31 protein-coding genes are annotated in these 24,491 nt (G+C 28.9%); 18 read left to right on the top strand and 13 right to left on the bottom strand.

The features are described 5' to 3' along the window. Positions 1–45 precede the first annotated feature (45 nt). From Q0X98_RS01855 to Q0X98_RS01845, 3 genes are read left to right on the top strand one after another with little or no spacing between them, the layout of a single operon-like run. Complete coding sequence (locus Q0X98_RS01855; protein WP_297680862.1) at positions 46–651, top strand: YqaA family protein; 606 nt, start codon at positions 46–48, stop codon at positions 649–651. Further along, positions 644–1,126, top strand: coding sequence for a disulfide bond formation protein B (locus Q0X98_RS01850; RefSeq protein ID WP_297680860.1), 483 nt, complete (start codon positions 644–646; stop codon positions 1,124–1,126). The genes Q0X98_RS01855 and Q0X98_RS01850 overlap by 8 nt, the downstream gene beginning before the upstream one ends. Further along, positions 1,113–1,646, top strand: coding sequence for a demethoxyubiquinone hydroxylase family protein (locus Q0X98_RS01845; RefSeq protein WP_297680858.1), 534 nt, complete (start codon positions 1,113–1,115; stop codon positions 1,644–1,646). Before Q0X98_RS01850 ends, Q0X98_RS01845 begins: the two co-directional genes overlap by 14 nt. On the opposite strand, the gene Q0X98_RS01840 is transcribed toward Q0X98_RS01845, so the two are convergent. Continuing rightward, on the bottom strand, positions 1,643–2,212 hold the full coding sequence (locus Q0X98_RS01840) for an HNH endonuclease (RefSeq protein WP_297680857.1): 570 nt from the start codon (positions 2,210–2,212) through the stop codon (positions 1,643–1,645). The genes Q0X98_RS01845 and Q0X98_RS01840 overlap by 4 nt on opposite strands. 47 nt (positions 2,213–2,259) lie before the next feature. Next, positions 2,260–2,910 carry a dienelactone hydrolase family protein gene (locus tag Q0X98_RS01835; protein ID WP_297680855.1) on the bottom strand — a complete coding sequence of 217 codons (651 nt, stop codon included), beginning with the start codon at positions 2,908–2,910 and terminating at the stop codon, positions 2,260–2,262. Positions 2,911–2,960: 50 nt separating this feature from the next. On the opposite strand from Q0X98_RS01835, the gene Q0X98_RS01830 reads away from it, so the two are divergent. Beyond that, positions 2,961–3,164: a twin transmembrane helix small protein gene (locus Q0X98_RS01830; protein ID WP_297680853.1), complete on the top strand. Its 204-nt coding sequence runs from the start codon at positions 2,961–2,963 to the stop codon at positions 3,162–3,164. On the opposite strand, the gene Q0X98_RS01825 is transcribed toward Q0X98_RS01830, so the two are convergent. Then, positions 3,161–3,670 carry a TlpA disulfide reductase family protein gene (locus Q0X98_RS01825; protein WP_297680851.1) on the bottom strand — a complete coding sequence of 170 codons (510 nt, stop codon included), beginning with the start codon at positions 3,668–3,670 and terminating at the stop codon, positions 3,161–3,163. The two genes, Q0X98_RS01830 and Q0X98_RS01825, sit on opposite strands and share 4 nt — an antisense overlap. 24 nt (positions 3,671–3,694) lie before the next feature. Here Q0X98_RS01825 and argH point away from each other — a divergent pair, with 24 nt between their 5' ends. The 4 genes from argH to Q0X98_RS01805 are packed head-to-tail and all read left to right on the top strand — an operon-like array spanning position 3,695 to position 7,142. After that, positions 3,695–5,086, top strand: a complete 1,392-nt coding sequence (gene argH / locus Q0X98_RS01820; RefSeq protein ID WP_297680849.1) for an argininosuccinate lyase — start codon at positions 3,695–3,697, stop codon at positions 5,084–5,086. Then, on the top strand, positions 5,083–5,214 hold the full coding sequence (locus Q0X98_RS01815) for a hypothetical protein (protein ID WP_297680847.1): 132 nt from the start codon (positions 5,083–5,085) through the stop codon (positions 5,212–5,214). The genes argH and Q0X98_RS01815 overlap by 4 nt, the downstream gene beginning before the upstream one ends. Next, on the top strand, positions 5,214–6,428 hold the full coding sequence (gene lysA / locus Q0X98_RS01810) for a diaminopimelate decarboxylase (RefSeq protein ID WP_297680845.1): 1,215 nt from the start codon (positions 5,214–5,216) through the stop codon (positions 6,426–6,428). Before Q0X98_RS01815 ends, lysA begins: the two co-directional genes overlap by 1 nt. Before the next feature lie 12 nt (positions 6,429–6,440). Continuing rightward, complete coding sequence (locus Q0X98_RS01805; RefSeq protein WP_297680843.1) at positions 6,441–7,142, top strand: lysophospholipid acyltransferase family protein; 702 nt, start codon at positions 6,441–6,443, stop codon at positions 7,140–7,142. On the opposite strand, the gene dnaN is transcribed toward Q0X98_RS01805, so the two are convergent. The 4 genes from dnaN to mutM form a co-directional block, all read right to left on the bottom strand. Beyond that, positions 7,139–8,251: a DNA polymerase III subunit beta gene (gene dnaN / locus Q0X98_RS01800; RefSeq protein WP_297680841.1), complete on the bottom strand. Its 1,113-nt coding sequence runs from the start codon at positions 8,249–8,251 to the stop codon at positions 7,139–7,141. The genes Q0X98_RS01805 and dnaN overlap by 4 nt on opposite strands. Next, positions 8,241–9,665, bottom strand: coding sequence for a chromosomal replication initiator protein DnaA (gene dnaA, locus Q0X98_RS01795; RefSeq protein ID WP_297680839.1), 1,425 nt, complete (start codon positions 9,663–9,665; stop codon positions 8,241–8,243). Before dnaA ends, dnaN begins: the two co-directional genes overlap by 11 nt. Positions 9,666–9,962: 297 nt before the next feature. Then, positions 9,963–10,223, bottom strand: a complete 261-nt coding sequence (gene rpsT / locus Q0X98_RS01790; protein ID WP_297680837.1) for a 30S ribosomal protein S20 — start codon at positions 10,221–10,223, stop codon at positions 9,963–9,965. Between the two features lie 50 nt (positions 10,224–10,273). Then, positions 10,274–11,137: a bifunctional DNA-formamidopyrimidine glycosylase/DNA-(apurinic or apyrimidinic site) lyase gene (gene mutM, locus Q0X98_RS01785; protein WP_297680835.1), complete on the bottom strand. Its 864-nt coding sequence runs from the start codon at positions 11,135–11,137 to the stop codon at positions 10,274–10,276. Between the two features lie 31 nt (positions 11,138–11,168). On the opposite strand from mutM, the gene ubiE reads away from it, so the two are divergent. From ubiE to Q0X98_RS01755, 6 genes are read left to right on the top strand one after another with little or no spacing between them, the layout of a single operon-like run. Then, entirely contained in the window at positions 11,169–11,873 is a 705-nt protein-coding gene (ubiE, locus tag Q0X98_RS01780; protein ID WP_297680833.1) for a bifunctional demethylmenaquinone methyltransferase/2-methoxy-6-polyprenyl-1,4-benzoquinol methylase UbiE, read from the top strand. Then, positions 11,873–13,441 (top strand): 2-polyprenylphenol 6-hydroxylase, encoded by a 1,569-nt coding sequence (ubiB, locus tag Q0X98_RS01775; protein ID WP_297680831.1) that lies wholly within the window; start codon positions 11,873–11,875, stop codon positions 13,439–13,441. Before ubiE ends, ubiB begins: the two co-directional genes overlap by 1 nt. A gap of 8 nt (positions 13,442–13,449) precedes the next feature. Then, a complete protein-coding gene (gene coaBC, locus Q0X98_RS01770; RefSeq protein WP_297680829.1) occupies positions 13,450–14,649 on the top strand; it encodes a bifunctional phosphopantothenoylcysteine decarboxylase/phosphopantothenate--cysteine ligase CoaBC in 1,200 nt (399 codons plus the stop codon). Next, on the top strand, positions 14,649–15,086 hold the full coding sequence (dut, locus tag Q0X98_RS01765) for a dUTP diphosphatase (protein ID WP_297680827.1): 438 nt from the start codon (positions 14,649–14,651) through the stop codon (positions 15,084–15,086). Before coaBC ends, dut begins: the two co-directional genes overlap by 1 nt. Continuing rightward, entirely contained in the window at positions 15,083–15,838 is a 756-nt protein-coding gene (locus Q0X98_RS01760) for a HesA/MoeB/ThiF family protein (RefSeq protein WP_297680825.1), read from the top strand. Before dut ends, Q0X98_RS01760 begins: the two co-directional genes overlap by 4 nt. Continuing rightward, positions 15,838–16,281 carry an SH3 domain-containing protein gene (locus Q0X98_RS01755; RefSeq protein WP_297680823.1) on the top strand — a complete coding sequence of 148 codons (444 nt, stop codon included), beginning with the start codon at positions 15,838–15,840 and terminating at the stop codon, positions 16,279–16,281. Before Q0X98_RS01760 ends, Q0X98_RS01755 begins: the two co-directional genes overlap by 1 nt. On the opposite strand, the gene Q0X98_RS01750 is transcribed toward Q0X98_RS01755, so the two are convergent. From Q0X98_RS01750 to Q0X98_RS01735, 4 genes are all read right to left on the bottom strand, one after another. Continuing rightward, on the bottom strand, positions 16,274–16,867 hold the full coding sequence (locus Q0X98_RS01750; RefSeq protein ID WP_297680820.1) for a DUF3501 family protein: 594 nt from the start codon (positions 16,865–16,867) through the stop codon (positions 16,274–16,276). The two genes, Q0X98_RS01755 and Q0X98_RS01750, sit on opposite strands and share 8 nt — an antisense overlap. A 2-nt stretch (positions 16,868–16,869) precedes the next feature. Next, entirely contained in the window at positions 16,870–18,201 is a 1,332-nt protein-coding gene (locus Q0X98_RS01745; protein WP_297680818.1) for a heterodisulfide reductase-related iron-sulfur binding cluster, read from the bottom strand. 61 nt (positions 18,202–18,262) lie between these two features. Beyond that, complete coding sequence (locus Q0X98_RS01740; protein WP_023649160.1) at positions 18,263–18,679, bottom strand: rubrerythrin family protein; 417 nt, start codon at positions 18,677–18,679, stop codon at positions 18,263–18,265. Positions 18,680–18,785: 106 nt separating this feature from the next. After that, a complete protein-coding gene (locus tag Q0X98_RS01735) occupies positions 18,786–19,214 on the bottom strand; it encodes a transcriptional repressor (RefSeq protein WP_297680815.1) in 429 nt (142 codons plus the stop codon). A 93-nt stretch (positions 19,215–19,307) separates the two neighbouring features. Here Q0X98_RS01735 and fabA point away from each other — a divergent pair, with 93 nt between their 5' ends. From fabA to Q0X98_RS01715, 4 genes are read left to right on the top strand one after another with little or no spacing between them, the layout of a single operon-like run. Further along, positions 19,308–19,808, top strand: a complete 501-nt coding sequence (fabA, locus tag Q0X98_RS01730) for a bifunctional 3-hydroxydecanoyl-ACP dehydratase/trans-2-decenoyl-ACP isomerase (protein WP_297680813.1) — start codon at positions 19,308–19,310, stop codon at positions 19,806–19,808. Continuing rightward, the gene (gene fabB, locus Q0X98_RS01725) at positions 19,808–21,019 is read left to right on the top strand and encodes a beta-ketoacyl-ACP synthase I (protein ID WP_297680811.1); all 1,212 of its coding nucleotides are present in this window, start codon (positions 19,808–19,810) and stop codon (positions 21,017–21,019) included. Before fabA ends, fabB begins: the two co-directional genes overlap by 1 nt. A 3-nt stretch (positions 21,020–21,022) precedes the next feature. Beyond that, the gene (locus tag Q0X98_RS01720) at positions 21,023–21,808 is read left to right on the top strand and encodes an SDR family oxidoreductase (RefSeq protein ID WP_297680809.1); all 786 of its coding nucleotides are present in this window, start codon (positions 21,023–21,025) and stop codon (positions 21,806–21,808) included. A gap of 50 nt (positions 21,809–21,858) precedes the next feature. Next, positions 21,859–22,065 (top strand): DUF1737 domain-containing protein, encoded by a 207-nt coding sequence (locus Q0X98_RS01715; protein WP_297680807.1) that lies wholly within the window; start codon positions 21,859–21,861, stop codon positions 22,063–22,065. A 50-nt stretch (positions 22,066–22,115) separates the two neighbouring features. Here Q0X98_RS01715 and pnp read toward each other — a convergent pair whose 3' ends face one another. Both pnp and rpsO read right to left on the bottom strand, forming a co-directional pair. After that, on the bottom strand, positions 22,116–24,188 hold the full coding sequence (pnp, locus tag Q0X98_RS01710) for a polyribonucleotide nucleotidyltransferase (RefSeq protein WP_297680805.1): 2,073 nt from the start codon (positions 24,186–24,188) through the stop codon (positions 22,116–22,118). Positions 24,189–24,240: 52 nt separating this feature from the next. Next, the gene (gene rpsO, locus Q0X98_RS01705) at positions 24,241–24,489 is read right to left on the bottom strand and encodes a 30S ribosomal protein S15 (protein WP_023649167.1); all 249 of its coding nucleotides are present in this window, start codon (positions 24,487–24,489) and stop codon (positions 24,241–24,243) included. Positions 24,490–24,491 lie beyond the last annotated feature (2 nt).

Below are 24,491 nucleotides of genomic sequence, written 5' to 3'. Positions count from 1 at the left end.
TATATTTAAATAGTATAAGAACTAAATTTATATTAAAACCAAAAAATGTTTCAAACACTTTACAAAAAATGTTTAAATCTAGCTGCACATAAAAGTTCAAATTTTTATTTGGGTCTTGTATCTTTTATTGAAAGTTCATTTTTTCCAATACCACCAGATGTAATGATTGTTCCAATGGTTATTGCTAAAAAAAAAGAGTTCATCAAAATATTCTTAATAGCATCTTTATTTTCAGTTTTAGGTGGTATTTTAGGATATTTAATTGGCTACTTATTTTTTGATTTAGCAATGCATGTTATCGAGTTTTATAATTATGAGGATAAGGTTGAGGATTTGAAATTAAACATGTCTGAGGGAAATGGCTTTCTTGCTTGGTTAAGTATACTTTTTTTAGCAGGCTTTACGCCTTTACCCTATAAAGCTTTTACAATAGCTAGTGGCTTAATTGCTTTCAATCTACCAGTTTTTATAGTTGTTAGTTTAATTTCAAGAAGTCTTAGATTTTTTATCGTTGCTTTTTTATCTTATAAATTTGGAGAATTATTTACTGTATACATGAACAATCATGGATCAAAATGGTTTACTGCTATTGGGATTTTTATAGTTATAATATTTGGATTTGTATATTTTGTTTTAAAATTTAATGGTTAAAAATAGTAAAAATTTATTAATAAAGTTCATTTTTTATGTCAGCATTATTGCTTTAGTATCTGCATTCTTTATTGAATATGTTCTTGGTCATCAACCTTGTAATCTCTGTATATTAGAAAGAATTCCATACTTGTTGGCTATAATAATAGTTTTTCTTAATTATAAATTTATTATATTTGAAAAATTCTTTATACTTTTACTCACAATTATATTTCTAGCTGGTACTACTCTATCACTATATCACTTAGGTATTGAGCAAGGTTTTATTCAAGAGTCATTAGTTTGCGATCTAAAAAGTGGATCAAATTTATTGTCAAAAGAGGAAATTTTAAAGCAATTAAAAGAAAAAAGTGTTAACTGCAAAGATGTAACATTTAAAATTTTTGGATTATCACTTACAAGCTATAATATTTTATTATCTTTACTAATTTGTATTAGTAGTGGAAAAATTTATTTAAATTATGACAAAAATTAGTAAAAAAAAAGTTGAAGAATTTATTAGAGTTGACCATGCAGGAGAACGTGGAGCTGTTAAGATTTATGAAGGACAACTATTAGCCTTAAACACTTTTGTAAAAGATGAGAATCTTAGAAAAACGATTGAAGAAATGAAAGAACATGAAAAAGAACATTGTGAGTTTTTTGAAAATGAAATTAAAAAAAGAAATATCCAACCAACAAAATTTCTACCCTTGTGGGATTTGCTAGGTGTTGGCTTGGGATTTGGTTCAACATTATTGGGAAAAAAAGCTGCTATGCTATGTACTGCCTCTGTTGAGGAAGTTATAGACAAGCATTATTTAAATCAAATTAATCAACTTGATGTTAGCGAAAAAGAACTTAAAAAAAAAATTACAAAATTTAGACAAGATGAAATAGACCATAAAGATATAGCTTATGATAAAGGTGCTACAAAAAAAGGTCCCTACTTATTATTAGATAAAATTATTAAAACAGGTTCAAAAATTGCAATAAATATCTCTGAGAAAATCTAGGCCTCTAATTCAACATCCCAGTATAAATAATCCATCCAGCTTTTATGTAAATAATTAGGTGGAAAATTTTTACCATTTTTGTGCAGATCTTCAGTTGATGGACGATAAGGATGTTGGTTAAGTTTCATATCTGAGTTTTTTAATAATTTGCCACCCTTTTTTACATTACATGCGGAACATGCAGTTACAACATTGTCCCAATTAGTTTCACCACCTTTTGATCTTGGTAATAAATGATCAAAAGTCAGTTCCTCGCCACTGCCACAATATTGACAAGAAAACTTATCTCTCAAAAAGACGTTAAACCTTGTAAAGCTAGGTCTTGTTTGTGGAATTATATAATCTTTCAACGCGATAACACTTGGTAATTGCATGTTAAATGAAGGACTTCTTATAACTCTTTCATAATTACTTACAATTATAACTCTATCTAAAAAAACAGATTTTACAGTATCTTGCCACGACCATAAAGATAATGGATAATAACTTAGTGGTCTATAATCAGCATTAAGAACTAAAGCTGGACACTTTTCTAATGAAACATTTTGTTCAATAAAATTATTCATTAAGTATTTTTAACTTACTTAAACAATTTTATCAATAATAAGAGATGTTAATTTTTTTTTAAAATATAATTAAGAGCTGTACTTGAAGCTTCCATAGGAATATGATGATCACAATTTTTTATCAAAAGTGTTTCAATACTAATATTATTTCTAATTAAAAAATCTTTTGCTTCCAAAAGATGTGTTGAGGGTACAACTTGATCTGCATCACCATGAATCAATAAAGTGTCTGTAGAATTTTTAATTCTAGATTTTAAATTATTTTGATTAATTATTTTTCCAGAAAATCCCACAATACATGAAAATTTTTCTTCAGATGTTAATCCAACATTCAATGACATCATACATCCTTGACTAAAACCTGATAAACATATCTGATTATTTTTTAAGTTAAATTCTTGCTTAATCTCATTAATAAATGCTTTAATCTTCTCTTCAGCTTTGATTGATTGATCCAGTATATAATCTGTGTCATCTTTGGTAAGATCAAACCATTGAAATCCTGATGGATTTATAGGACAAGTTTCATGTCCATTTGGGCAAATAAAAACTGTATTTGGCATATGCCTTTTCCAGTTTAAGGTTAACATACTTATATCCTTACCGTCTCCCCCGTATCCATGAAGCAAAATAATAGCACTCTTTATCTCTATTCCTTCTTCAGGTTTTATTATTATTGAATCTAGGCAAAATGTCATAGTTAATTAATTATGTTTTTTATTTTTTAAAAACAATCTACAGTATTTATATGATTTCAGGAATATTTGTTAAAATCCTTTCTATAACTCTTTTGATAGCAGTAGGTATTGTTTTAATTTTAGGGATTGGAACTCTTTTCAAAGGAGGAGAAACCAGCAAAAAATACTCAAATAAGTTAATGCAACTAAGAGTGATTATTCAATTTGTAGCAATACTTGTTCTGGTTGGGTTTGCTTATTTTTTTAAAAATTAATTGTAAGTTTTTAGCCAATTTATAAATATTTTATCATCAAAGTCTATTGATCCAAAAATTCTAGCAAATTCTTTTCCATCTTTATCTATTAGAATTGAAGTTGGAACTCCACGTAAAGAAAATGTTTTTGCAAGAGTGATTGGTGTATCAAAATATGGTTCTAAATTTTCAATATTTAAATCTTTAAAAAAACTATCAACTTTTTTTTCATTTTCTTGGGATATATTGATTGGAAAAATTTTTAGATTACTCAAATTTTCATTTATTTGAAGTCTGTCTAACGATGGCATCTCTTCTTTACATGGCTCACACCAAGTAGCCCAAAAATTTAATAAAAGTAAATTTCCATTAAATTCTTTAATGTTAATTTTCTTATCATTTTCATCTAAAAAGATAACATTATCATAGACTTTTAGAGTTTTATGAATGACAATATTTTTTATTTCAGATACATCATTAGCAAACACATTAGTTGTCAAAAAAATAAATAATATTAAAAATCTCATGTTAAATAGTTATAATTAAATATCATGGCAAAAAATAAAAACAACCAAGCAATCTGGAATACACGTATAAAAAAAAGTGCATCATCTTTGTTTCAAAAAGTTGGCAATTCAATTGATATTGATAAACGACTTTATAAAGAAGATATTCAGGGATCTATTGCTCATGTAGAGATGTTATTTAAACAAAAAATAATATCTTTCAAAATTAAAAATAAAATTATTTATGGTCTTACAAAGATAGAAAAAGAAATTTCTAATAAAAAATTTGAATTTAATAAAAAATATGAGGATATTCATATGAATATTGAAAAAAGACTTTTTCAAATAATTGGTGAAGAAGCGGGCTATGTTCACACAGCAAGATCAAGAAATGATCAAGTAATTACAGACTTTAAAATTTGGATAAAATCCTCAACTAAAGAAATAAATCTTAATTTAGATAAAGTAATTAAAAGTACATTAAAATTAGCAGAAAGAAATATTGATACTATTATGCCTGGCTTTACGCACCTCAAAAATGCTCAAGCTATTTCATTTGCTCATTATTTAATGGCTTATGTTGAAATGTTTAATAGAGACAAAAAGAGATTCACAAACAATTTGGAAAGCTTAGATGAAAATCCCTTGGGAGTAGCTGCGCTCACTGGGACTTCTTTTAATATAGATAGGAATTATACTAGTAAAAAACTTGGATTTAAAAAACCAACAAACAATTCAATTGATACTGTCTCTGATAGAGATTTTGTTTTAGATTTTTTATATAGTGTCTCTGTTTGTTCAATGCATATTTCAAGAATTGCAGAAGAGCTTATTATCTGGAGTTCAGATGGTTTCAATTTAATTAACCTCTCAGACAAAATTGTAACTGGGTCATCAATAATGCCCCAAAAGAAAAACCCTGATTTATTAGAATATTTGAGAGGAAAATCTGGAAGTAGTTATGGAAATTTATTTTCAATGCTTACAATTTTGAAAGGTCTACCACTATCTTACTTTAAAGACCTTCAGGACGACAAAGAAATTGTATTTAAGTCTAATGATACTTTAATCAACTGTCTTAAAATTTTTGATGAAATATTAAAAAATTCTAGCCCTAACAAAAAAAAAATGATTGAGCTTGCAAACTATGGCTATATCACTGCAACAGATTTGGCAGACTATCTTGTCAAGAATCACTCAATGTCTTTCAGAAAAGCTTATCAAAAAACAGCCTCTGTTGTTAACTTAGCTGAAAAAAAGAAAAAGAAGCTCAATGAACTAAGCTTAGAAGAATTGAAAAAAATTGAACCAAAATTAACTAGCGACGTTTTAAAAGTGTTTGATTTAAAGAATTCTGTAAATTCAAAAAAATCTTATGGAGGAACCGCTTTTGATAATATCAAAAAAATGATAATGAAATATAAGAAACAAAAATGATTAAAAAAATTACCTTTATTTTTCTAGTTTGTTATTTACTAGCCTCTTGTGGAAAAAAAGGAGATCCTGAATACAAAGACCCGGAGCAAAAAGTTGAAAAGATAACAATCCTTAAAAATAAGGCTTAATGAAATACATCAAAAAAAAACTTACAATTGATAAAGTAAAAATAGAAGATATTGCTAAAAAATTTGGTACCCCATCTTATTGTTACTCTTATCTTGAGTTAAAAAAAAATATCAATAATTTTAAAAAGAATTTTAAATCCTTTTCACCCTTAATTTGCTTTGCGATTAAATCAAATACAAATGTAAATTTAATTAAAGAAATTGCAAAATTTGGTCTTGGTGCTGATGTGGTATCTTTGGGTGAATTAATGAAAGCACTTAAAGCTGGAATTAAACCTAATAAAATTGTTTTTTCTGGTGTAGGTAAAACTTCTGAAGAAATTAATTTTGCTATTAATAAAAAAATACTTTTGATTAATGCAGAGTCAAAAAGTGAAATTTTTGAAATAGAAAGAATTGCCAAAATAAATAAAAAAAATGTGTCTGTAGGTATTAGATTCAATCCAAATGTAGATGCTAAAACTTTGAGTCAAATTTCTACTGGTAAAAAAGAAAATAAATTTGGTATTGGTGAAAAAGAATTTTTACAACTAACTAAATATATTAAAAAATCTCATAGTTTAAATTTAAAATGTTTAAGTGTTCATATAGGTAGTCAAATACTTGATGTAAAACCATATGAAAATATGCTCAATGCACTAAATAAAATTATAAAAAAAACTAATCACTCCTTTGAATATATTGATCTGGGAGGAGGAATGGGAATAGATTATAAAAATGATAAGAAGATACTAAATCTAAAAAAATATTCACAAAATATTCAAAAATTTTTAAAAAACCATGATTCTAAAATAATTTTTGAACCTGGCAGATCTATTGTAGGAAATATTGGGACATTAATTTCTAGAATTATTTATATTAAAGAAGGCTATAAAAAAAATTTTATAATACTTGATGTTGCAATGAACGATTTAATGAGACCTGCATTATATAATTCTAAACACAGAATAATTCCAGCTTTAAAGATTGAAAAAAAAGTTAAGAAAATATATGAATTTGTTGGTCCAATCTGTGAAAGTACTGATAAGTTTTTAACTATAAATAATTTTCAAAAATTAGCTGAAAAAGACTTGGTTGTTATTTGTGATGTTGGTGCATATGGAATGTCACTAAGTTCAAATTATAATGTAAGACCTAAGGCAATAGAAATACTGATCAAAAACTCAAAAATTAAAGTTATTAATAAAAGACAGAAGCTTAAAGATATAGTTTAGCTTCTGATAAAAATGATTAGAAACACTATTTTTTCAATTTTTTTCTTTAGTGGAATAATAATTATTTCCATAATTTTTTTACCTACTTTTTTGCTTCCTCAAAAATTTGTTTTATTTGGTGGCAAGCTAATGGGTTATTGGACAAGTTTTTGTCTAAAGTTTTTTTTAGCTACAAAAATAATAATCAAAGGTAGAGAAAATATTGTAAATAATGAGAAGTTTTTTATTGCTGCATCTCATCAATCAATGTTTGAAACCTTTTATCTTCAAACAATTTTTAATTCACCAGTTTTTATTTTAAAAAAAGAATTACTTTTAATTCCAATTTTTGGTTGGTATCTAAAAAAAATTGGCTCAGTATCAATTAAAAGAAATAAGGTTACCAAAGATAACTTGGGGTTTTTTCAAGATATATCAAAAATAATTAAAGATTCGGACAGACCTCTAATAATATTTCCTCAAGGTACAAGGGTTTTACCAGATGAAAGACCCCCTTTTAAAAAAGGTGCATCAAGAATTTATGAAGAATTAAAAATTTCTTGTCAGCCAATTGCAATTAATTCTGGTTATGTCTGGCCAAAAAAAGGTCAAAAAAGCATAAATAAAGTAATTACCATTTCAATCTTGGAACCAATAGTAGCAGGTTACTCTAAAGAGGAATTCATTAAGATTTTAGAAAATAATATTTATGGAGAACTTAATCTGTTAAATTAGCCCTTCATGGGCATCACTACAAATATACTGTCAAAATCTCCTGGATCTTTAATTAAAGCTGGAGAACCGGTATCATTAAAAAATATTTCAACTCTTTCTCCATCTAATTGTGAAGCAACATCAATTAAGTATCTTGAATTGAAACTTATTTCTAAATCGTGGTCAAATTTAACATTTAATGTCTCTTTTCCATCACCACTATTTGTATTGTTAACCGAAAGATCTAATGTATCTTTTGATAAATTAAATTTTACCCCATCTTTTTTATCTAAAGAAACCGAAGCAACTCTATCAACAGAATTCAAAAATAATTTTAAATCTATTTCTAATTTTTTTTGATTATTTTTTGGAATCACCTGAATATAATTGGGAAATTTACCATCAATAAGTTTTGATATTAAAATACTGTTATTTAATTCAAATTTAATTTTTGATTTGATATTAGATACTTTAACATCTCCATCATAATTTTCTAATAAGGAACACAGTTGAAAAATAGTTTTTTTTGGTAGTATGATTGGATCAAAATCAATTTTTTGATCTAATCTTATTTTTGAAATAGACATACGATGACTATCAGTAGCTACAGCAGTTAAATGATTTTTATCTTCGACTTCAGTCTGATGTAAATAAATCCCACTTAAATAATGTCTTGTTTCATCATTAGAAACTGAAAATTTACATTTATTTAATAGTTTTAAAAGCTGCTTAGATTTAATTACAAATTCATTTTGATTAAAATTTTCGTCAGTAAGTGGAAATTCTGTTGCACTAATACAATTTAAATTGAAAATAGATTTTTCTGACTCAACTTGTAATTTGCTTATATCTGACAAAGAAAGGTTTATTTTTTTACCTGACGAAAATTTTCGGATAATATCATACATAATCGAAGAGGTTGTTGTTGTTCTTCCTTCTTCTAACACCTCAACATTATTTAACTGATGAATAAAAATTAAATCCAAATCTGTCGCTGTTATTGTTAATTTTGAATTACTTGCGTCTAATAAAATATTAGACAGTATTGGAAGTGTGCTTCTTTTTTCAATTACACCTTGACAATAATTTAGTGCTTGCTGAAGGTCTTGTTGGTTTACATTAAATTTCATTATCTTTATTATTATATAATATCTGATTTTTAAGTTTATTAATATTGTCTACCATTTCGGGGTCTTTTTCCTTAATTTTCTCAATAGTTTTAACTGAATGAATTATAGTTGTGTGATCTCTATTAGAAAACTCTCTTCCAATTTCAGGTAAAGATTTAGATGTTAGAATTTTAGTTAAATATATAGCAGTTTGTCTAGGTCGGACTAAATATCTAGATCTTCTTGAAGACAACATTTCATTTTTACTTATTTTAAAAAATTTACAAACTGTAGTTTGGATCAAATCTATTGTTACTTTATTTTCAGCTAAATTTAATAAGTCCTTTAAAACAACCTTTGTTTCAGACAAATTTGGAACTTTGTTGTAGATTCTAGAGAATGAAACTACTCTATTGATTGCCCCAACTAACTCTCTAATACTTGCTGTAATTTCTGTACTTATAAAATCTTGTATCTCTTTTGATACATGCAATTGATCTGCATACAGATTATTTAACTCTTCGGTTTTCATTTCAACAATTTTTTTTCTAAGCTCAAGATCTGGTTTTTGAATATCGACTACTAAACCACCAGAAAATCTAGATTTAATTCTATCCTGAATTCTAGATAGTTTGTTTGGAGCCCTATCAGCTGAAACAATTATTTGTGAACCTTTATCTAGTAACGCATTAAATGTATGAAAAAATTCTTCCTGCATTGCTTCTTTGCCACTTATAAATTGAATATCATCAATTAATAAAATATCTGTATTTCTAAAATATTCTTTAAACTTAACCATATCATTAGCTTTGATTGATTTTACAAACTGATACATAAAACGCTCAGCTGAGATAAACATTACTTTATTATTTTTTTTTAGTTCAATTCCAATTGAATTCAAAAGATGAGTTTTACCCATTCCAACACCACCGTAAATGTAGAGTGGGTTATAATGAGATATATTTTCTGAAACTTTTATTGATGCTTCATAAGCAAGCTTGTTACTAGACCCAGTTATAAAATTATCAAATCTTTTATTTGGATCTATTCGATTATATTGAAGATAAGAGTCTTTTATGAACGAAACGTTCTCATTTATGTCCGGTACTTTTTCATTAACATTTGTATTTTCATAATTTTGATTAATATTTTTATCATCAATCTTAAATTCAATTCTAATAATATCTTTTTTATATAAACGTATAATTTGTAAAATTTGATCTATATATCTTGAAGTAATCCAATCTCTAATAAATCTTGTTGGTACAGATAATAATAAATAGTTGTTAAATTCATCTACAAAAGAGATTTTTTTAAGCCAACTTTCATAAACATCTTGTCCTAATTTATTTTTCATTTCTGATTGAATTAATTTCCAATCAAAGTTTTCGGACTTAAAACTATTTAAATTATTTATATTTGTAGATTTGTTCATAACGTGTAAGGAGATCTCAGTTAGAACTAAATAAAAAAATTTGCAACAACTTATTATTTTTTTTAAAAAAAAAATAAAATCTACGATTGAAGATTTAATTTTAAATTAAAAAAGATTAATCTTATTTTTTATTTTAAACTTTTAATTTGAATCAAACATAGATTGAATCATCTACTGATTGAATTATAAAATAATTTTTATTTACCAAATCTAGATATAGTAAAATATTAAAAAATTTTTAGTATATGATGTGAATACTAGAGGTTGTTCTTTAAAAAGAATGTAAAATTTTTAAATCTAGATTGTAGAAATCTTTTTTGTAATCCTAGAAACATTTCTTGAAGCGTTTTGCTTCTTGATGATACCAGTTTTAGCAATCTTCATCAGTTCTGAATTCAATTTTGGCAAGAATTTAATAGCTTCGTCTTTCTTTTTATCATCAATTAGAAGGTTCATTTTTTTTAGAGCGTTTCTAAATCTGCTCTTTCTCGCTTTATTAACTGCTGTTTGCTTAGAAATTCTTCTAATTCTCTTAATTGCTGATTTTGTGTTTGCCATATCCGCAGGGGTATAGCTTGAGAATTTATGGTGGTCAATAAAATAATTGGCTATTTTTGACAAGAATCACAAAAAAAAGTTGATCTATTAGAGATTATTTTTTTCTTTATGAAATCAGAACATCCCACACTTTTACACTGTACCCCTTCTTGCTGATAAACTTTAAATTCATTTTGAAACCCACCCTCTAATCCTGATGTATCTTTAAAATCTCTTATACTTGATCCACCCATACTTATAGCTTTAAGTAAAATTTTTCTACTATTAGTTATAATTTTTTGGCATTCTTTTTTACTTAATAATTTTACTTTTTTTAATGGATTGATTTTACTCAAAAATAAAATTTCACTAGCATATATATTTCCAATTCCAGAAACAAATTTTTGATCAAGTAAATAATTTTTTATATCCTTACTTTTATTTTTAAAAAAACTATAAACATAATTTAAATTAAAATTCTCATCAAATGGTTCAGGACCTAAGTGGCTAAATCTTTTAATTAGGTCAGAATTATTTTTAATAAGTTGAAAAAAACCAAATCTTCTTGGATCGTTATAAATAATCTTGAAATCTTCAAATACCAATTCCACATGATTGTGTTTTTTTGGCAAAAATGGTGAATTATAAAAACTAGCATTTGTATATTTGTTAATTAATTTGTTATGAACTACATGTATAGTTCCCGACATACCTAGATGAATTATGCAATAATTATCTTTTGGCAAATATATAATTATGTATTTAGAAAATCTGTCTACTTTAATTATTTTTTTATTTAAAAAATAAGTACCAAAGTTTAGTGGAATTTTTAGTCTTAAATTTCTATTTCTTATTATTACTTTTTTAACCTTTTTTTGTTTAATCTTTTTATTAAGAGATTGTCTTACAATTTCTACTTCTGGTAATTCTGGCATTTCACACTATATTGAATATATATTTTTTTTTATGCAACAATATCTTCAAAATAAAAAGGGCCTTGTAGAGGGAGTATTTGATCAAGTCTACAATAAATATGACCTTATGAATGATTTTATGTCACTTGGTGTGCATAGGTTATGGAAAAAAAATCTAATAAATATGATGAACCCATCCTTGGGTAAAAATTTAATTGATGTGGCTTGTGGGACAGGTGACATAGGTAAACTCTATTTAGACAGTACCGATAAAAATAGTGAAATTACTTGTGTTGATCCAAACAAAGGAATGGTAACCCAAGGTAAAAAAAAGCTCTCTAATTACAAAAATATTAATTGGGTTATTTCTCCTGCAGAAAAATTACCCTTTGAAGACAATAAATTTGATTTTTATAGTATTAGTTTTGGACTAAGAAACACAAAAAACTTAAACAAAGCGCTTTCTGAAGCATATAGAGTTTTAAAACCAGGCGGAAGATACTTATGCTTAGAATTTTCAAAAATACAGAACTCAAATCTTGATTTTATTTATAAAAATTACTCAAAACTAATTCCAATTGTTGGTCAATTTGTTGTTGGTGAAAAAGAGCCCTATGAATACTTAGTAAAAAGTATAGAGCAATTTATTAACCAAGAAGAATTAATTGAATTAATGAAAAATAATAATTTTCAAAAATGTTCTTACAGAAACTTTTCTGGGGGAATTGTTTCAATCCATAGTGGATGGAAGTACTAATGATCAAAAAACTCATAACTTTATTTAAATTGGGAAGAAAGATTGCCAAGTCAGATATCTTGAACATTGCTTCAAAATTTAAAAAACCACCTGTTGCAATAACGATATTATTTCAATTACTTTCAATTTCATTTGCTAAAAATAATCAGCAAAAATTAAATACAAATGAGGGGGAGAGATTATCTAATTCTCTAGAGTCTATGGGCACCACATTTATAAAGCTTGGACAATTTTTAGCAACGAGACCTGATATTATTGGTGAAGAATTATCAACTAAACTTGAAAATTTACAAGACCGCCTTCCACCTTTTTCTATTAACCAAGCACAGGAAATAATTAAAAAAGATCTTGGCGAAGAAACCTATAATTCAATAATTGATTTAAGTGAACCTGTTGCAGCAGCATCAATAGCTCAGGTACACAAAGCTAAAATTAATGATAATGGAACAATTAAAGATGTAGCAATAAAGATTTTAAGGCCAGATATTAAAAAAACATTTAATGAAGAAATTGATGCAATGATGCTATTTGCTTTTATTGTTGAGTCATTTGTAAAAAAAACGAAAAGATTGAAACTTGTTGAAGTTGTATTTTTATTAAAAGAAATAACAAATCTTGAAATGGATTTAAGATTTGAAGCAGCTGCCGCTAATGAATATTCAGAAAATACTAAAAATGATGCTGGGTTTAAAGTTCCTCAAATTTATTGGAATTTTACTAGTGAAAATGTAATGACACTTGATTGGATTGATGGTGTATCTATAAGAGAGACTGAGGAATTAAAAAATAGAAATTTAGATACAAATAAAATTGCAGAAGACATTATTCAACACTTTCTAAGGCACGCTGTAAGAGATGGTTTTTTTCATGCCGACATGCATCAAGGAAATATTTTCATTGATAATAGTGGTCAAATAGCTCCCATAGATTTTGGTATAATGGGTAGATTAGACAAAGTTAGTAAGAGGTTTTTGGCTGAAATTTTATATGGATTTATTCAAAGAGACTACAGAAAAGTTGCAGAAGTACATTTGATAGCTGGATTAGTTCCAAACAATGTTCCAATTGATGATTTGGCTCAAGCTTTAAGATCAATAGGAGAGCCCATATTTGGGCAAGCAGTTAAAGATATATCCGGTGGCAAATTACTAAAACAATTATTTGATGTAACTGAAAAATTTAACATGCAAACTCAACCTCAATTATTAATGTTACAGAAAACTATGGTTGTGGTTGAGGGTGTTGCAAGGAAATTAAATCCGGATACTAATATATGGACAACGTCTAAACCAGTACTTGAGAGTTGGTTAAGAGAAACAAAAGATCCGATGAACACAATCAAAGATACTTTAAGTAATACATCTGAGGTTGTTAAAAGATTACCAGAATTTCCTGAGATTATGGATAAAGCTAATCAAGCTTTAACATTTTTAGCCAGTGGTCAGATCCCACAAAACTCAAATTCTTACACGGCCTTAAATAATAAGAAATCTGAAATGACTGCTTTTAGAAATCAATCTATTATTGGTTTATTAGTTCTTGTAATTGTAGGGTTATTGGTATTTTAATTCGGCAAATGAAAAATCTGATGGACAAAAAAATTTTGTATATAATTTGTGGTGGAATTTCTGCTTATAAAAGCCTTGAAACAATTAGACTTTTCAAAAAGAATGGAGCAGAAATTAAAACAATTTTAACCAACAGTGCTAAAGAATTTATAACACCTCTTTCGGTTGCATCCCTTTCACAAGGTAAAGTTTATAGCGATTTATTTAGTATCGAAAATGAAACGGAAATGGATCATATTGCTTTATCAAGATGGGCAGATGTGATCTTAATTGCACCAGCTACAGCAAACACTATTTCGAAATTAGCTCAAGGAACAACTGATGATCTAGCATCAACTGTGGTATTAGCATCTAACAAAGAAATTTATTTAGCCCCAGCAATGAATGTTAGAATGTGGGAGCATCAATCTACAAAACAAAACTTAAAAAAACTAATTAATTATGGTTATAAACTTATCGGTCCAGAAATTGGTGAAATGGCTTGTGGAGAGTATGGTGAAGGAAAAATGTCTGACCCTGATAAAATTTCTAACGAAATAAATAATTATTTCTCAAATCTTAAAAAAAATAAAAAATTAAAAGCACTAGTTACAGCTGGTCCAACAAACGAGTACATTGATCCGGTAAGATTTATTACAAATAAATCTAGTGGTAAACAAGGGTATGAAATTGCTAAATCTTTATCTAAAAAAGGTTTTGACACAACTCTTATCTCAGGCCCTACTAATTTGAAAGTTGAAGATAATATTAAACTTATCGAGGTTGAAACTGCAGATGAAATGTTACTAGAAACTCAAAAAAATTTGCCTGCCAATGTAGCGGTTTTTTCTGCGGCAGTAGCTGATTTTAAGATTAATAAAAAATATAAATATAAAATAAAAAAGCAGGAATCATTAAATTTAAATTTAGAAAAAAATGTAGATATATTGAGTTATGTTTCAAACCATAATTCTATGAGACCAGAACTTGTTATAGGATTTGCAGCAGAAACAGATAATATTGAAAATAATGCTGAAACAAAATTAAATAACAAAAATTGTGACTGGATTATTGCAAACGATGTATCCAATAAAAAAATTGGATTTAATTCTGACTTTAATGAAGTAACGATTCACTATAGTGACAAAAACAAAGAAAAACTTGCCTATAAAAAGAAATCTGAAATATCTGATGAAATAGTTGATAGAATAATTAATCAGTTAAATTAATGACAAAAGTTCTTATAAAAAAATTAAACTCATCTGTTGAGTTGCCTGCATATAAAACTAACGGGGCATCGGGCATGGATTTAATGGCTTTTATAAATGATCAAATAACAATTAAACCTCAAAATTCTAGTTTAATCCCAACAGGTATATCTGTTGCATTCCCTAATGAATTTGAGATTCAAATTAGGCCGAGATCTGGTTTGGCTGCTAAAAATAATATTAGTGTTTTAAACACTCCAGGAACAATAGACAGCGATTATAGAGGTGAGATTAAAGTTATTCTTTACAATCATGGTGATGCTGATTTTGTAATAAATAATAAGGATAGGATAGCTCAAATGATTTTAACTCCTGTTATTAAAATGAATTTAGAAGAAACAGATACTTTACCTGAAACAGTTAGAGGAGAAGGTGGATTTGGCTCAACTGGAAAATGAGTTCAAAATTAAGTAAAAATCAACTTGAGAAGTATTCAAGACAGATTATTTTAAAAAATATAGGCATTCTAGGTCAAAAAAAAATTTTTAACTCAAAAATATTAATAATTGGTATGGGGGGATTAGGTTGTCCAGTTGCCGAATTTTTAACCAGATCAGGGGTTGGATCTCTAGGAATTGTTGATCATGATTTAGTTAGTCTTTCCAATATTCATCGACAAACTTTATATGATGAAAAAGATTTAGGAAAATTAAAAGTTAAAGCTGCAAAAAAAAAATTAGCTAACATTAATCCTAAAACTAAAATTAATATTTATAATTTTAAGTTAGATAAAAAGAAATTTAAAAAAATTATTAAAAATTATGATTATATTGTTGATGGTACAGATAATTTTGAAACAAAATTTTTAATAAACGATATAAGTCTAAAGTATAAAAAATTTTTAGTAACTGGAGCTATAAGTAAATTTGATGGTCATATATTTACTTTAGATTTTAATAATAAAAAAAATCCTTGTTTAAGATGTTTTTATCAAGAAGAAACTATTTCTGATGATATATTAAATTGTGAATATGAAGGAATACTTGGGACTGTGGCTGGTATTATTGGCACTATGCAAGCAAACGAGGTTATAAAAAATATTTTAAATATTGGAAAAGATTTAAATGGATATATTTTAATTTTAGATTTTTTAAATTTAAACTTTCGAAAAGTAAAATTTAATAGAAGAAAAAAATGTATTTGTAATTAATGTATAAAATTATTTACACACTATTTTGTTTAATAATTATAATATCATCTTCTTTTGCTGAAGAAACTTTTGTTTCTTTAAAAAAAAATAAAGTTAATGTTCGTTATGGTCCTAGTTTTGACTCAGATATCAAATATGTTTATAGGAAAATTAACTTTCCTTTGAAACAAATAGATAAAAAAGAAAATTTTAGAAGAATAATTGATTTAAAAAATAACAGTGGCTGGATACATATTTCACAATTAAAAAAAAATAATTCTGTTATTACAATGCAAAATAAAGTTTTATTTAAAGAACCAACTTCTTTTGCAAAACCTATAGCTCAAATAGAGAAGGGCAGACTATTAATTATCGATAAATGTCAGGAAAAATGGTGTAAGATCAAATCGAATGATTATCGAGGATGGATTAAAACTAACAATATTTGGGGCTTAATTAACTAAAATCAGCTGATAAAGAACTTATGTTTGCTAAACTTAATTTTGTTGTATGTGAATATTCTTTATGATCTATCCCGATCTCAACTCCAACACCGTCTGATTTGAACTTTTGAATTTGATCGTCACTAAATTCAAAATGTATAAATTGAACTGAAGAAGCTTTTCCCTCTGCAGAAGTTCTGTCAACATCTTCTTCTGGGATTGCTTTAATAGACTGACCATTAATTTTAATAAAAACTTTTTCTTCTATTCCTCCAACCTTGCTTAAAAACGCAGCTCTTGAAACTGGATTATCAATTTCAAACATTAATGTAGCTGTCAGTTCTTTTCCATTGGGTATTAATGGATTATAAGCTGTAAGTTCATCTTTTAATTGTTCATCTCCACCTTTTTCAATGTAAAGCATCTCTTGAACTTGTGCTAACATTGTTTCGTAGCTTTCAAAATAAAAAGTAGCATATGGACCCAGTGCTATTCTTCTATCTTTTTTAAAGTTAACGATATTTTTTCTAAGCTCTTTTCTATTTTTTATGTAGACATCTAAAGGCATAATGTCTTCTTTTAGAATTTCTCTTTTTTCTCTAGGCATAATTATAGTCTATAACTTTTTGCCATTAATTCGATAGGATGTAACGCCTCATCATTAGAAATATTTGTATCAACCTCTAATTGCTTCAAGTGTTTACCTGCAAGTGGACAATCTGAAGCCATATATTTATTATTCTTATTTTTAATTTGTCTTGCCGTTGGTCTTCCAACTTTATTTGCCAAATCATGAGTATCTTTCATCACACCAAACGTACCTCCATGGCCTGCACATCTTTCAACAACATCCAACTTAACATTTGGAATAAGTTTCAGCATATCTCTTGATTTGATACCCATATTTTGTGCTCTTGCATGACAAGCATTGTGAACTGTAACACCACCATCTATTTCTTGTAATCCATCAGCCAAGCCTTCGTTGTTTGCTATATCAACAACGTATTCGTCAATATCCATAGTATTTGATGATAATCTTTTAATATTTTCATCTTTAGGTGATAAAAGTGGCCATTCAAATTTTAACATCAAACCACAACTGGCTGTTAAAGTGATTACTTTATAACCTTTATCGACCCACTCTAATAAATCTTTAGATACTTTCTTTGCTTGTTCCACCACTTTAGGCAGATCTGCTTGTTCTAAAAAAGGCATACCACAACATCCTGGATAAGCCTCTTGAACCTCAACTCCATTCTTTTTTAAAACTTTTAGAGCTGCAACTCCTGTATTTTTTTTATTAAAATTCACGAAGCAAGTAGTATAAATTACAACCTTTCTATCTTTATTTAGAGTTTGAAAATTTATTTGATCTTTATTTTTTTTAAAAAAATTCGAAAATGTTTCTGAATTATATTTTGGTAGTTGAACTCTTTTATCAATTCCAGCAACAATCTCTAAAATTTTTCTAAAAAATTTGTTTTTAATGCTAGAAGCCCAGTTAACTAATTTTGAAAACATGACACCAATTTTCGCATTTCTATCTATTTGGGCTAATTGTGTTGGTACACTCGGCAATTTTCCTAATTTTTTCTGAGCTGTTCTATATCTCAACATCAAGTGAGGAAAATCTAAATCAAAATCATGAGGAGGCACATACGGACACTTAGTCATAAAACACATATCACATAAAGTGCACGCATCAACAACAGGTTCAAATTGTTCACTTTTTAAGCTTTCAACATCCTCATTTTCAGACTCATCAATCATATCGAATAGTTTTGGAAACGAGTCACATAAATTAAAACATCTTCTGCAGCCATGGCAGATGTCAAATGCTCTTCTCATTTCAGCATCTAACTTTTCAGGATTTAAAAAATCAGGATGTTCAAAATCTATTGGATGTCGAATAGGGGCGTCTAAGCTTCCTTCTTTGCTCATAATTTAAATTGAATTTTTTTGAGTATTTAGTGGGCAAGTTAGTGCCCACTAAAGTAATTTATTAGCTAATAGATTCTAAAGTTTTTTGGAATTTACCAGCATGAGATTTTTCAGCTTTAGCTAAAGTTTCAAACCAATCAGCAATTTCTTCAAAACCTTCTTCTCTAGCTGTCTTAGCCATACCAGGGTACATGTCTGTATATTCATGTGTTTCACCTTGTACTGCTGATGCTAGATTAGCTTTTGTTTCACCTATTGGTAAACCAGTAGCTGGATCACCAACTTCTTCCAAGTATTCTAGGTGACCATGTGCGTGACCTGTTTCACCTTCTGCTGTTGATCTAAATACTGATGCAACATCATTGTAACCTTCGATGTCTGCTTTTTGAGCAAAATAAAGATATCTTCTATTTGCTTGACTTTCGCCTGCAAATGCTGCTTCTAGATTTTCTTTTGTCTTTGTTCCTTTTAATGACATTTTATTCTCCTTAATTTAATGATTGAGAACATATAATACTTATAAAATTAAAGTCAATAGTTTAGAATAATTATAATGTATAATTTAAGTTATTGATTTTATTGAATTAATTATGATTTTGATTATCACTCGCAACTTTAATCAAAACTTCTACTGAATTAATTTTTTTTCCAGTAATATTGTTTTTAACATTAATAGAATCAATGTTGCTTTGGTCACAATCTATTAATTCGTGAGTATCCTCATCATAAAAGTGATGGTGAGCTGTTGTGTTTGTATCAAAATAGCTTTTATCGCTATTTATTGCGATCTCTTTAAGGTAGCCTTTTTTTTGAATGGCGTGAACTGTATTATAAACAGTAGCTAAAGATATTTTTTCATTTAAATCTTCTGATATTTTTTTTGCAAGATCATTAATTGTAAAATGAAAAGTTTTTTCTCTATTAAATAATATTTCACAAATTTTTACCCTTTGCTTAGTGGGTCTTAATCCAGCTTCTCTTAATTTATCAATAAAATTGCAGTTTTTTGTCATAATTGTTTATAATAATTCTAAACTAAGAATAAATTATACTGTTTTATTATATTATATTATCATTAAATCAAGTATTAAGGGAACTCAAATTTTATGAAAAAAAACTCATATACCTACAATGACCTCATAACATGTGGAAATGGTGAGCTTTTTGGTCCGGGGAACGCAAAATTACCACTTCCTCCAATGCTTATGTTTGATAGAATAACAGAGATCAATGATAATAATGGCAGTTTTAATAAGGGATCGTTAAAAGCTGAACTAGATATCAAAGATGAGCTGTGGTTTTTTGAATGTCACTTTAAGGAAGATCCAGTCATGCCTGGTTGCTTAGGTCTAGATGCAATGTGGCAGTTAGTAGGATTTTATTTGGGATGGCTTGGAAATCCAGGTAGAGGACGAGCTCTTGGAGTGGGCACAGTAAAGTTTACAGGTGAAGTTATTAAAAGTGTAAAAAATGTTAGGTACGAAATTGATATGAAAAAAATTATGTCGCCTGGTGGGACTACAGTTGGTTTAGCAAATGGTTTGGTATTCGCAGATGATAAAAAAATATATTCAGCAGAAAGTTTAAAAGTGGGGTTATTTAAATAATGAGAAGAGTAGTAATAACAGGTTTGGGGATTGTGTCTTGTTTAGGAAACAATCAAGAAGAAGTTCACCAATCATTATTAAATTCCAAATCAGGAATTTCTTATGCAGAAGAATATAAAGAACATAATCTTAAAAGCCATGTCCATGGCAAACCAAATATAAAATTGGAAGATCACATTGATAGAAAAACAATTAGATTTATGGGCTCAGGTTCAGCTTACAATTACATTGCAATGAAAGAGGCAATTGAGGACTCGGGGTTAGAAGAAACTGAGGTTAGTAATTTTAAAACTGGTATTGTTATGGGTTCTGGAGGACCTTCAATTGAAAATGTAATTTTAGCAGCAGACAAAACTAGAGCTAAAACTCCAAAATTAATGGGGCCATTTATTGTTCCAAGAACAATGGCAAGTACGGCGTCAGCAACACTTGCTGTTCCATTTAAAATAAAAGGAACAAATTACACAATGAGCTCAGCATGTGCTACGAGTGGACACTGTATTGGAAATTCAATGGAATTGATTCAAATGGGTAAACAAGATGTTGTCTTTGCAGGTGGAAGTGAGGAAGTGCACTGGGCAATGACTGCTATGTTTGATGCTATGACTGCATTATCATCAAAATATAATGATGCGCCTGAAACTGCATCGAGAGCATATGACAAAACAAGAGATGGTTTTGTTATCGCTGGTGGTGCAGGAGTGCTTGTACTTGAAGAATACGAACATGCTAAATCAAGAGGTGCGAAAATATACGCGGAATTAACTGGTTATGGAGCAACTTCAGATGGATACGACATGGTGGCACCATCAGGAGAAGGGGCAGTAAGATGTATGCAGATGGCTATGTCTACTACTAAAAATAAAATTGATTATATCAATACTCACGGAACTTCTACTCCAGTTGGAGATATTACAGAACTTAATGCAGTTAAAAATACTTTTGGAGAAAATATTCCTAAGATTAGTTCAACTAAATCTTTATCGGGCCATCCACTAGGTGCTGCATCTGTTCATGAGGCAATCTATTGTTTGATCATGATGAAAAATAATTTTATTGCTGGCTCAGCAAACATCAGTGAGATTGATGAAGAAGCTAAAAAGTTTCCAATAGTTGCAAAAACTGAAACTGGTGCAACTTTAAACACAGTAATGTCTAATAGTTTTGGTTTTGGTGGAACTAACGCTGCTTTAGTTTTTGAAAAGGTTTAAACTATGAGTTTGATGAAAGGTAAAAAAGGATTAATCATGGGCGTTGCAAATGAGAGATCTATTGCTTGGGGTATTTCACAAAAACTTGCTGAAGCTGGTGCTGAACTTGCGTTTACTTATTTAGGTGATGCTCTAAAAAAAAGAGTAATCCCTTTGGCAGAAAAATTAAATTCAAAAACTACATTTAGCTGTGATGTTGAAAAAAAAGAAGATGTAACAAAATTATTTGAAGATGTTAAATCTCAATGGGGTGAAATTGATTTTGTGGTTCATGCAATTGCATTTTCTGACAAGTCAGAATTATCAGGTGAATATTTAAATACATCACGAGAAAACTTTTTAAGAAGTATGTTAATTTCATGTTTCTCATTTACAGAAGTTGCAAAAGAAGCCTCTAAGGTAATGAAAGAAGGCGGAAGTTTAATTACCTTAAGCTATGAAGCAAGCAAAGCTATTCCAAATTACAATGTAATGGGTGTATGTAAGGCAGCTTTAGAGTCTAGTGTTAAGTATCTAGCAAGAGATTTGGGTGCTAAAGGCATGAGGGTTAATGCAATAAGTGCAGGACCTATTAAAACACTAGCAGCTTCTGCCATCGGAGATGCAAAATTTTTATATAAATGGAATGAAGATCATTCTTTCTTAAAAAGAAACGTAGATATCCATGATGTTGGAAACTCAGCATTATATCTATTAAGTAACCTTGCAAACGGTGTTACTGGTGAAATTCACTATGTAGATGCTGGATATAACAAGGTTGGGATGCCAGATCCTAAGAATATTACTTAAAATATAGTTAAATTTAATTAAAAACAAAAAAGACTTAAAGGGAACAATGTATGAAAGGCTATAGATTTATCACAGACGACGATACATCAAAATTTTGTCATCGTGTAACGGAAGCCTTATCAAATGGATGGAAACTATACGGTGAACCAAAAATGACTTTTGATAAAAAACGAGGTGTAATGCGTTGTGGTCAAGCAGTTATCAAAAACTCCCCAAAGAAAAAATATACAAAAAAAATTAGTTTAGCCTCAATATAAAAAACCCCCAGAACTTTTATTCTAGGGGTTTAGAATTTTAGTTTAAGATATTATTCAGCAGCTTGTTTCATAGAAAGCTTAACTTTACCTCTATCGAAACCAATTACTTTAACTTTTACCTCGTCACCTTCTTTGACAACGTCAGTAACTTTAGCAACTCTTTTATCTGCTAGTTCAGAAATATGAACAAGTCCATCTTGTTTTCCTAAGAAATTAACAAATGCACCGAATTCCATAATCTTCATAACTTTACCTGAATAAATTTTATTCAGTTCAGCTTTTGCAGTGATGTCTTTAATAAACTGCATAGCGATGTTTCTAGACTCTTCATCAGGTGCAGCAACTGTTACAACCCCTTCATCATTCACATCAACTTTTGCACCTGATTTTTCAACAATCTCTCTGATTGTTGCACCACCTTTACCAATCACAGCGGCGATATCTTTTTTATCAACTGTAATCTGTTCCATTTTTGGAGTGTGTTGTCCAACATCGGCTCTTGATTCACTTAAAGCTTTATTCATTTCACCTAAGATATGAACTCTTCCATCTTTAGCCTGTTTTAAAGCCTGCTCCATGATTTCAAAAGTAATACCAGTAATTTTGATATCCATTTGAAGTGAAGTAATACCATCTTTAGTTCCAGCAACTTTAAAGTCCATGTCTCCCAAGTGATCTTCATCACCTAAAATATCTGATAGGACACTAAAATCATCTCCTTCTTTGATTAAACCCATCGCAATACCTGCCACTGGCTCTTTAATTGGAACGCCAGCATCCATTAATGCTAGAGATGCACCACAAACAGTAGCCATTGAAGAAGAGCCATTAGACTCAGTAATCTCTGATACTATTCTAAAAGTGTAGGGAAAGGCCTCTTTTGAAGGAAGTGAAGAATTGATTGCTCTCCATGCCAATTTTCCATGACCAACTTCACGTCTTCCAGTTCCAATTCTTCCAGTTTCGCCAACTGAAAAGGGAGGAAAGTTGTAATGAAGCATAAATCTTTCTCTGGACTGTCCATCTAGACTTTCTATTCTTTGTTCATCATCAGAGGTGCCTAAAGTAGTAACTACAATTGCTTGTGTTTCCCCTCTAGTAAATAATGCTGAACCATGAGTTCTTGGTAAAACACCAACTTCACACTCGATAGCTCTTACATCGGCTAAACCTCTACCATCAATTCTTTTTTTATTTTTAAGAATATCAGTTCTAACAATTTTCTTTTCAAGATTTTTTAACTCATCATTAACATTAAAATCAGAATAATTTTCATTATCAGCAAAAAGCTGCTTAGCTTTTTCAGATATTTCTGAAATTTGATTTGATCTATCTTGCTTATCTATTGTCCCAAAAGCTTTGGTTAGATCTTCAGTAAATTCACTCTCAAGTTTTTGCTTAACTTCAGATAAATCTTTCTTTTCAACAGTCCACTCGGGTTTTCTACATTCTTTTGCAAGTTCCTCTATCATTTCAATAACTGGAACAAATCCCTCATGACCAAATTTAACTGCATCTAACATTACTTCTTCTGTTAAACCTGATGTTTCAGATTCAACCATAAGAACAGCATCCTTAGTACCTGCCACAACTAGATCTAAGCTTGAATTTTCTAATTCAGCTTTTGATGGGTTAAGAATATACTTACCATCAATATAACCTACTCTGGAAGCGCCTACAGGGCCCATAAATGGCATTCCTGAGATAGCTAACGCTGCTGAAGATGCAGTGATTGCTAGGATGTCTGGTTGATTTTCTTTATCATATGAAATTACTGTTGGTAGCAACTGAACTTCATTTTTAAACTCACCAGGAAACAAAGGTCTGATAGGTCTATCAATTAATCTTGATATTAATTGTTCACTTTCAGTTGGTCTTGCTTCTCTTTTAAAAAATCCACCTGGAATTTTTCCACCTGCATAATATTTTTCTTGATAATTTACAGATAAAGGAAAATAATCCATATCAGGATTAACTTTTTTTGCCCCTACCACTGTTGCTAAAATAACTGTTTCACCACATGAAGCGATGATTGCTCCGTCTGCCTGTCTTGCTACTTTTCCCGTTTCTAAACTTATTTTCTTTCCTGCTACTTCTATTTCCTTCTTGTATACTTTAAACATTTCATTTCCATTTCGTTTCGTTCGTTTCGTTCCATTCTATCTATCTTGATCTTTATTTTCTTAATCCCAATTTCGACAGTACATTTTTGTAAGAATCCATTTTTGTATTTTTTAGGTATTCTAACAATTTCTTCCTTCTATTTACCGCTCTCAACAATCCAACAGATGAATGTTTATCTTTCTTGAATTGCTTAATATGTGTAGAGAGAGTTTCAATTTTCTCTGTTAGCAAGGCAATCTGTACCTCTGAAGATCCAGTATCTTTTTCGTGCATTGCTAATTCTTGTGCCTTTTTGTTCATGC

The organism is uncultured Candidatus Pelagibacter sp. (assembly GCF_943788075.1).
Classification (GTDB): Bacteria; Pseudomonadota; Alphaproteobacteria; order Pelagibacterales; family Pelagibacteraceae; genus Pelagibacter.
Note: the sequence above shows the minus strand (reverse complement) of the source record. Positions and strands in the feature narration are given on the sequence as shown.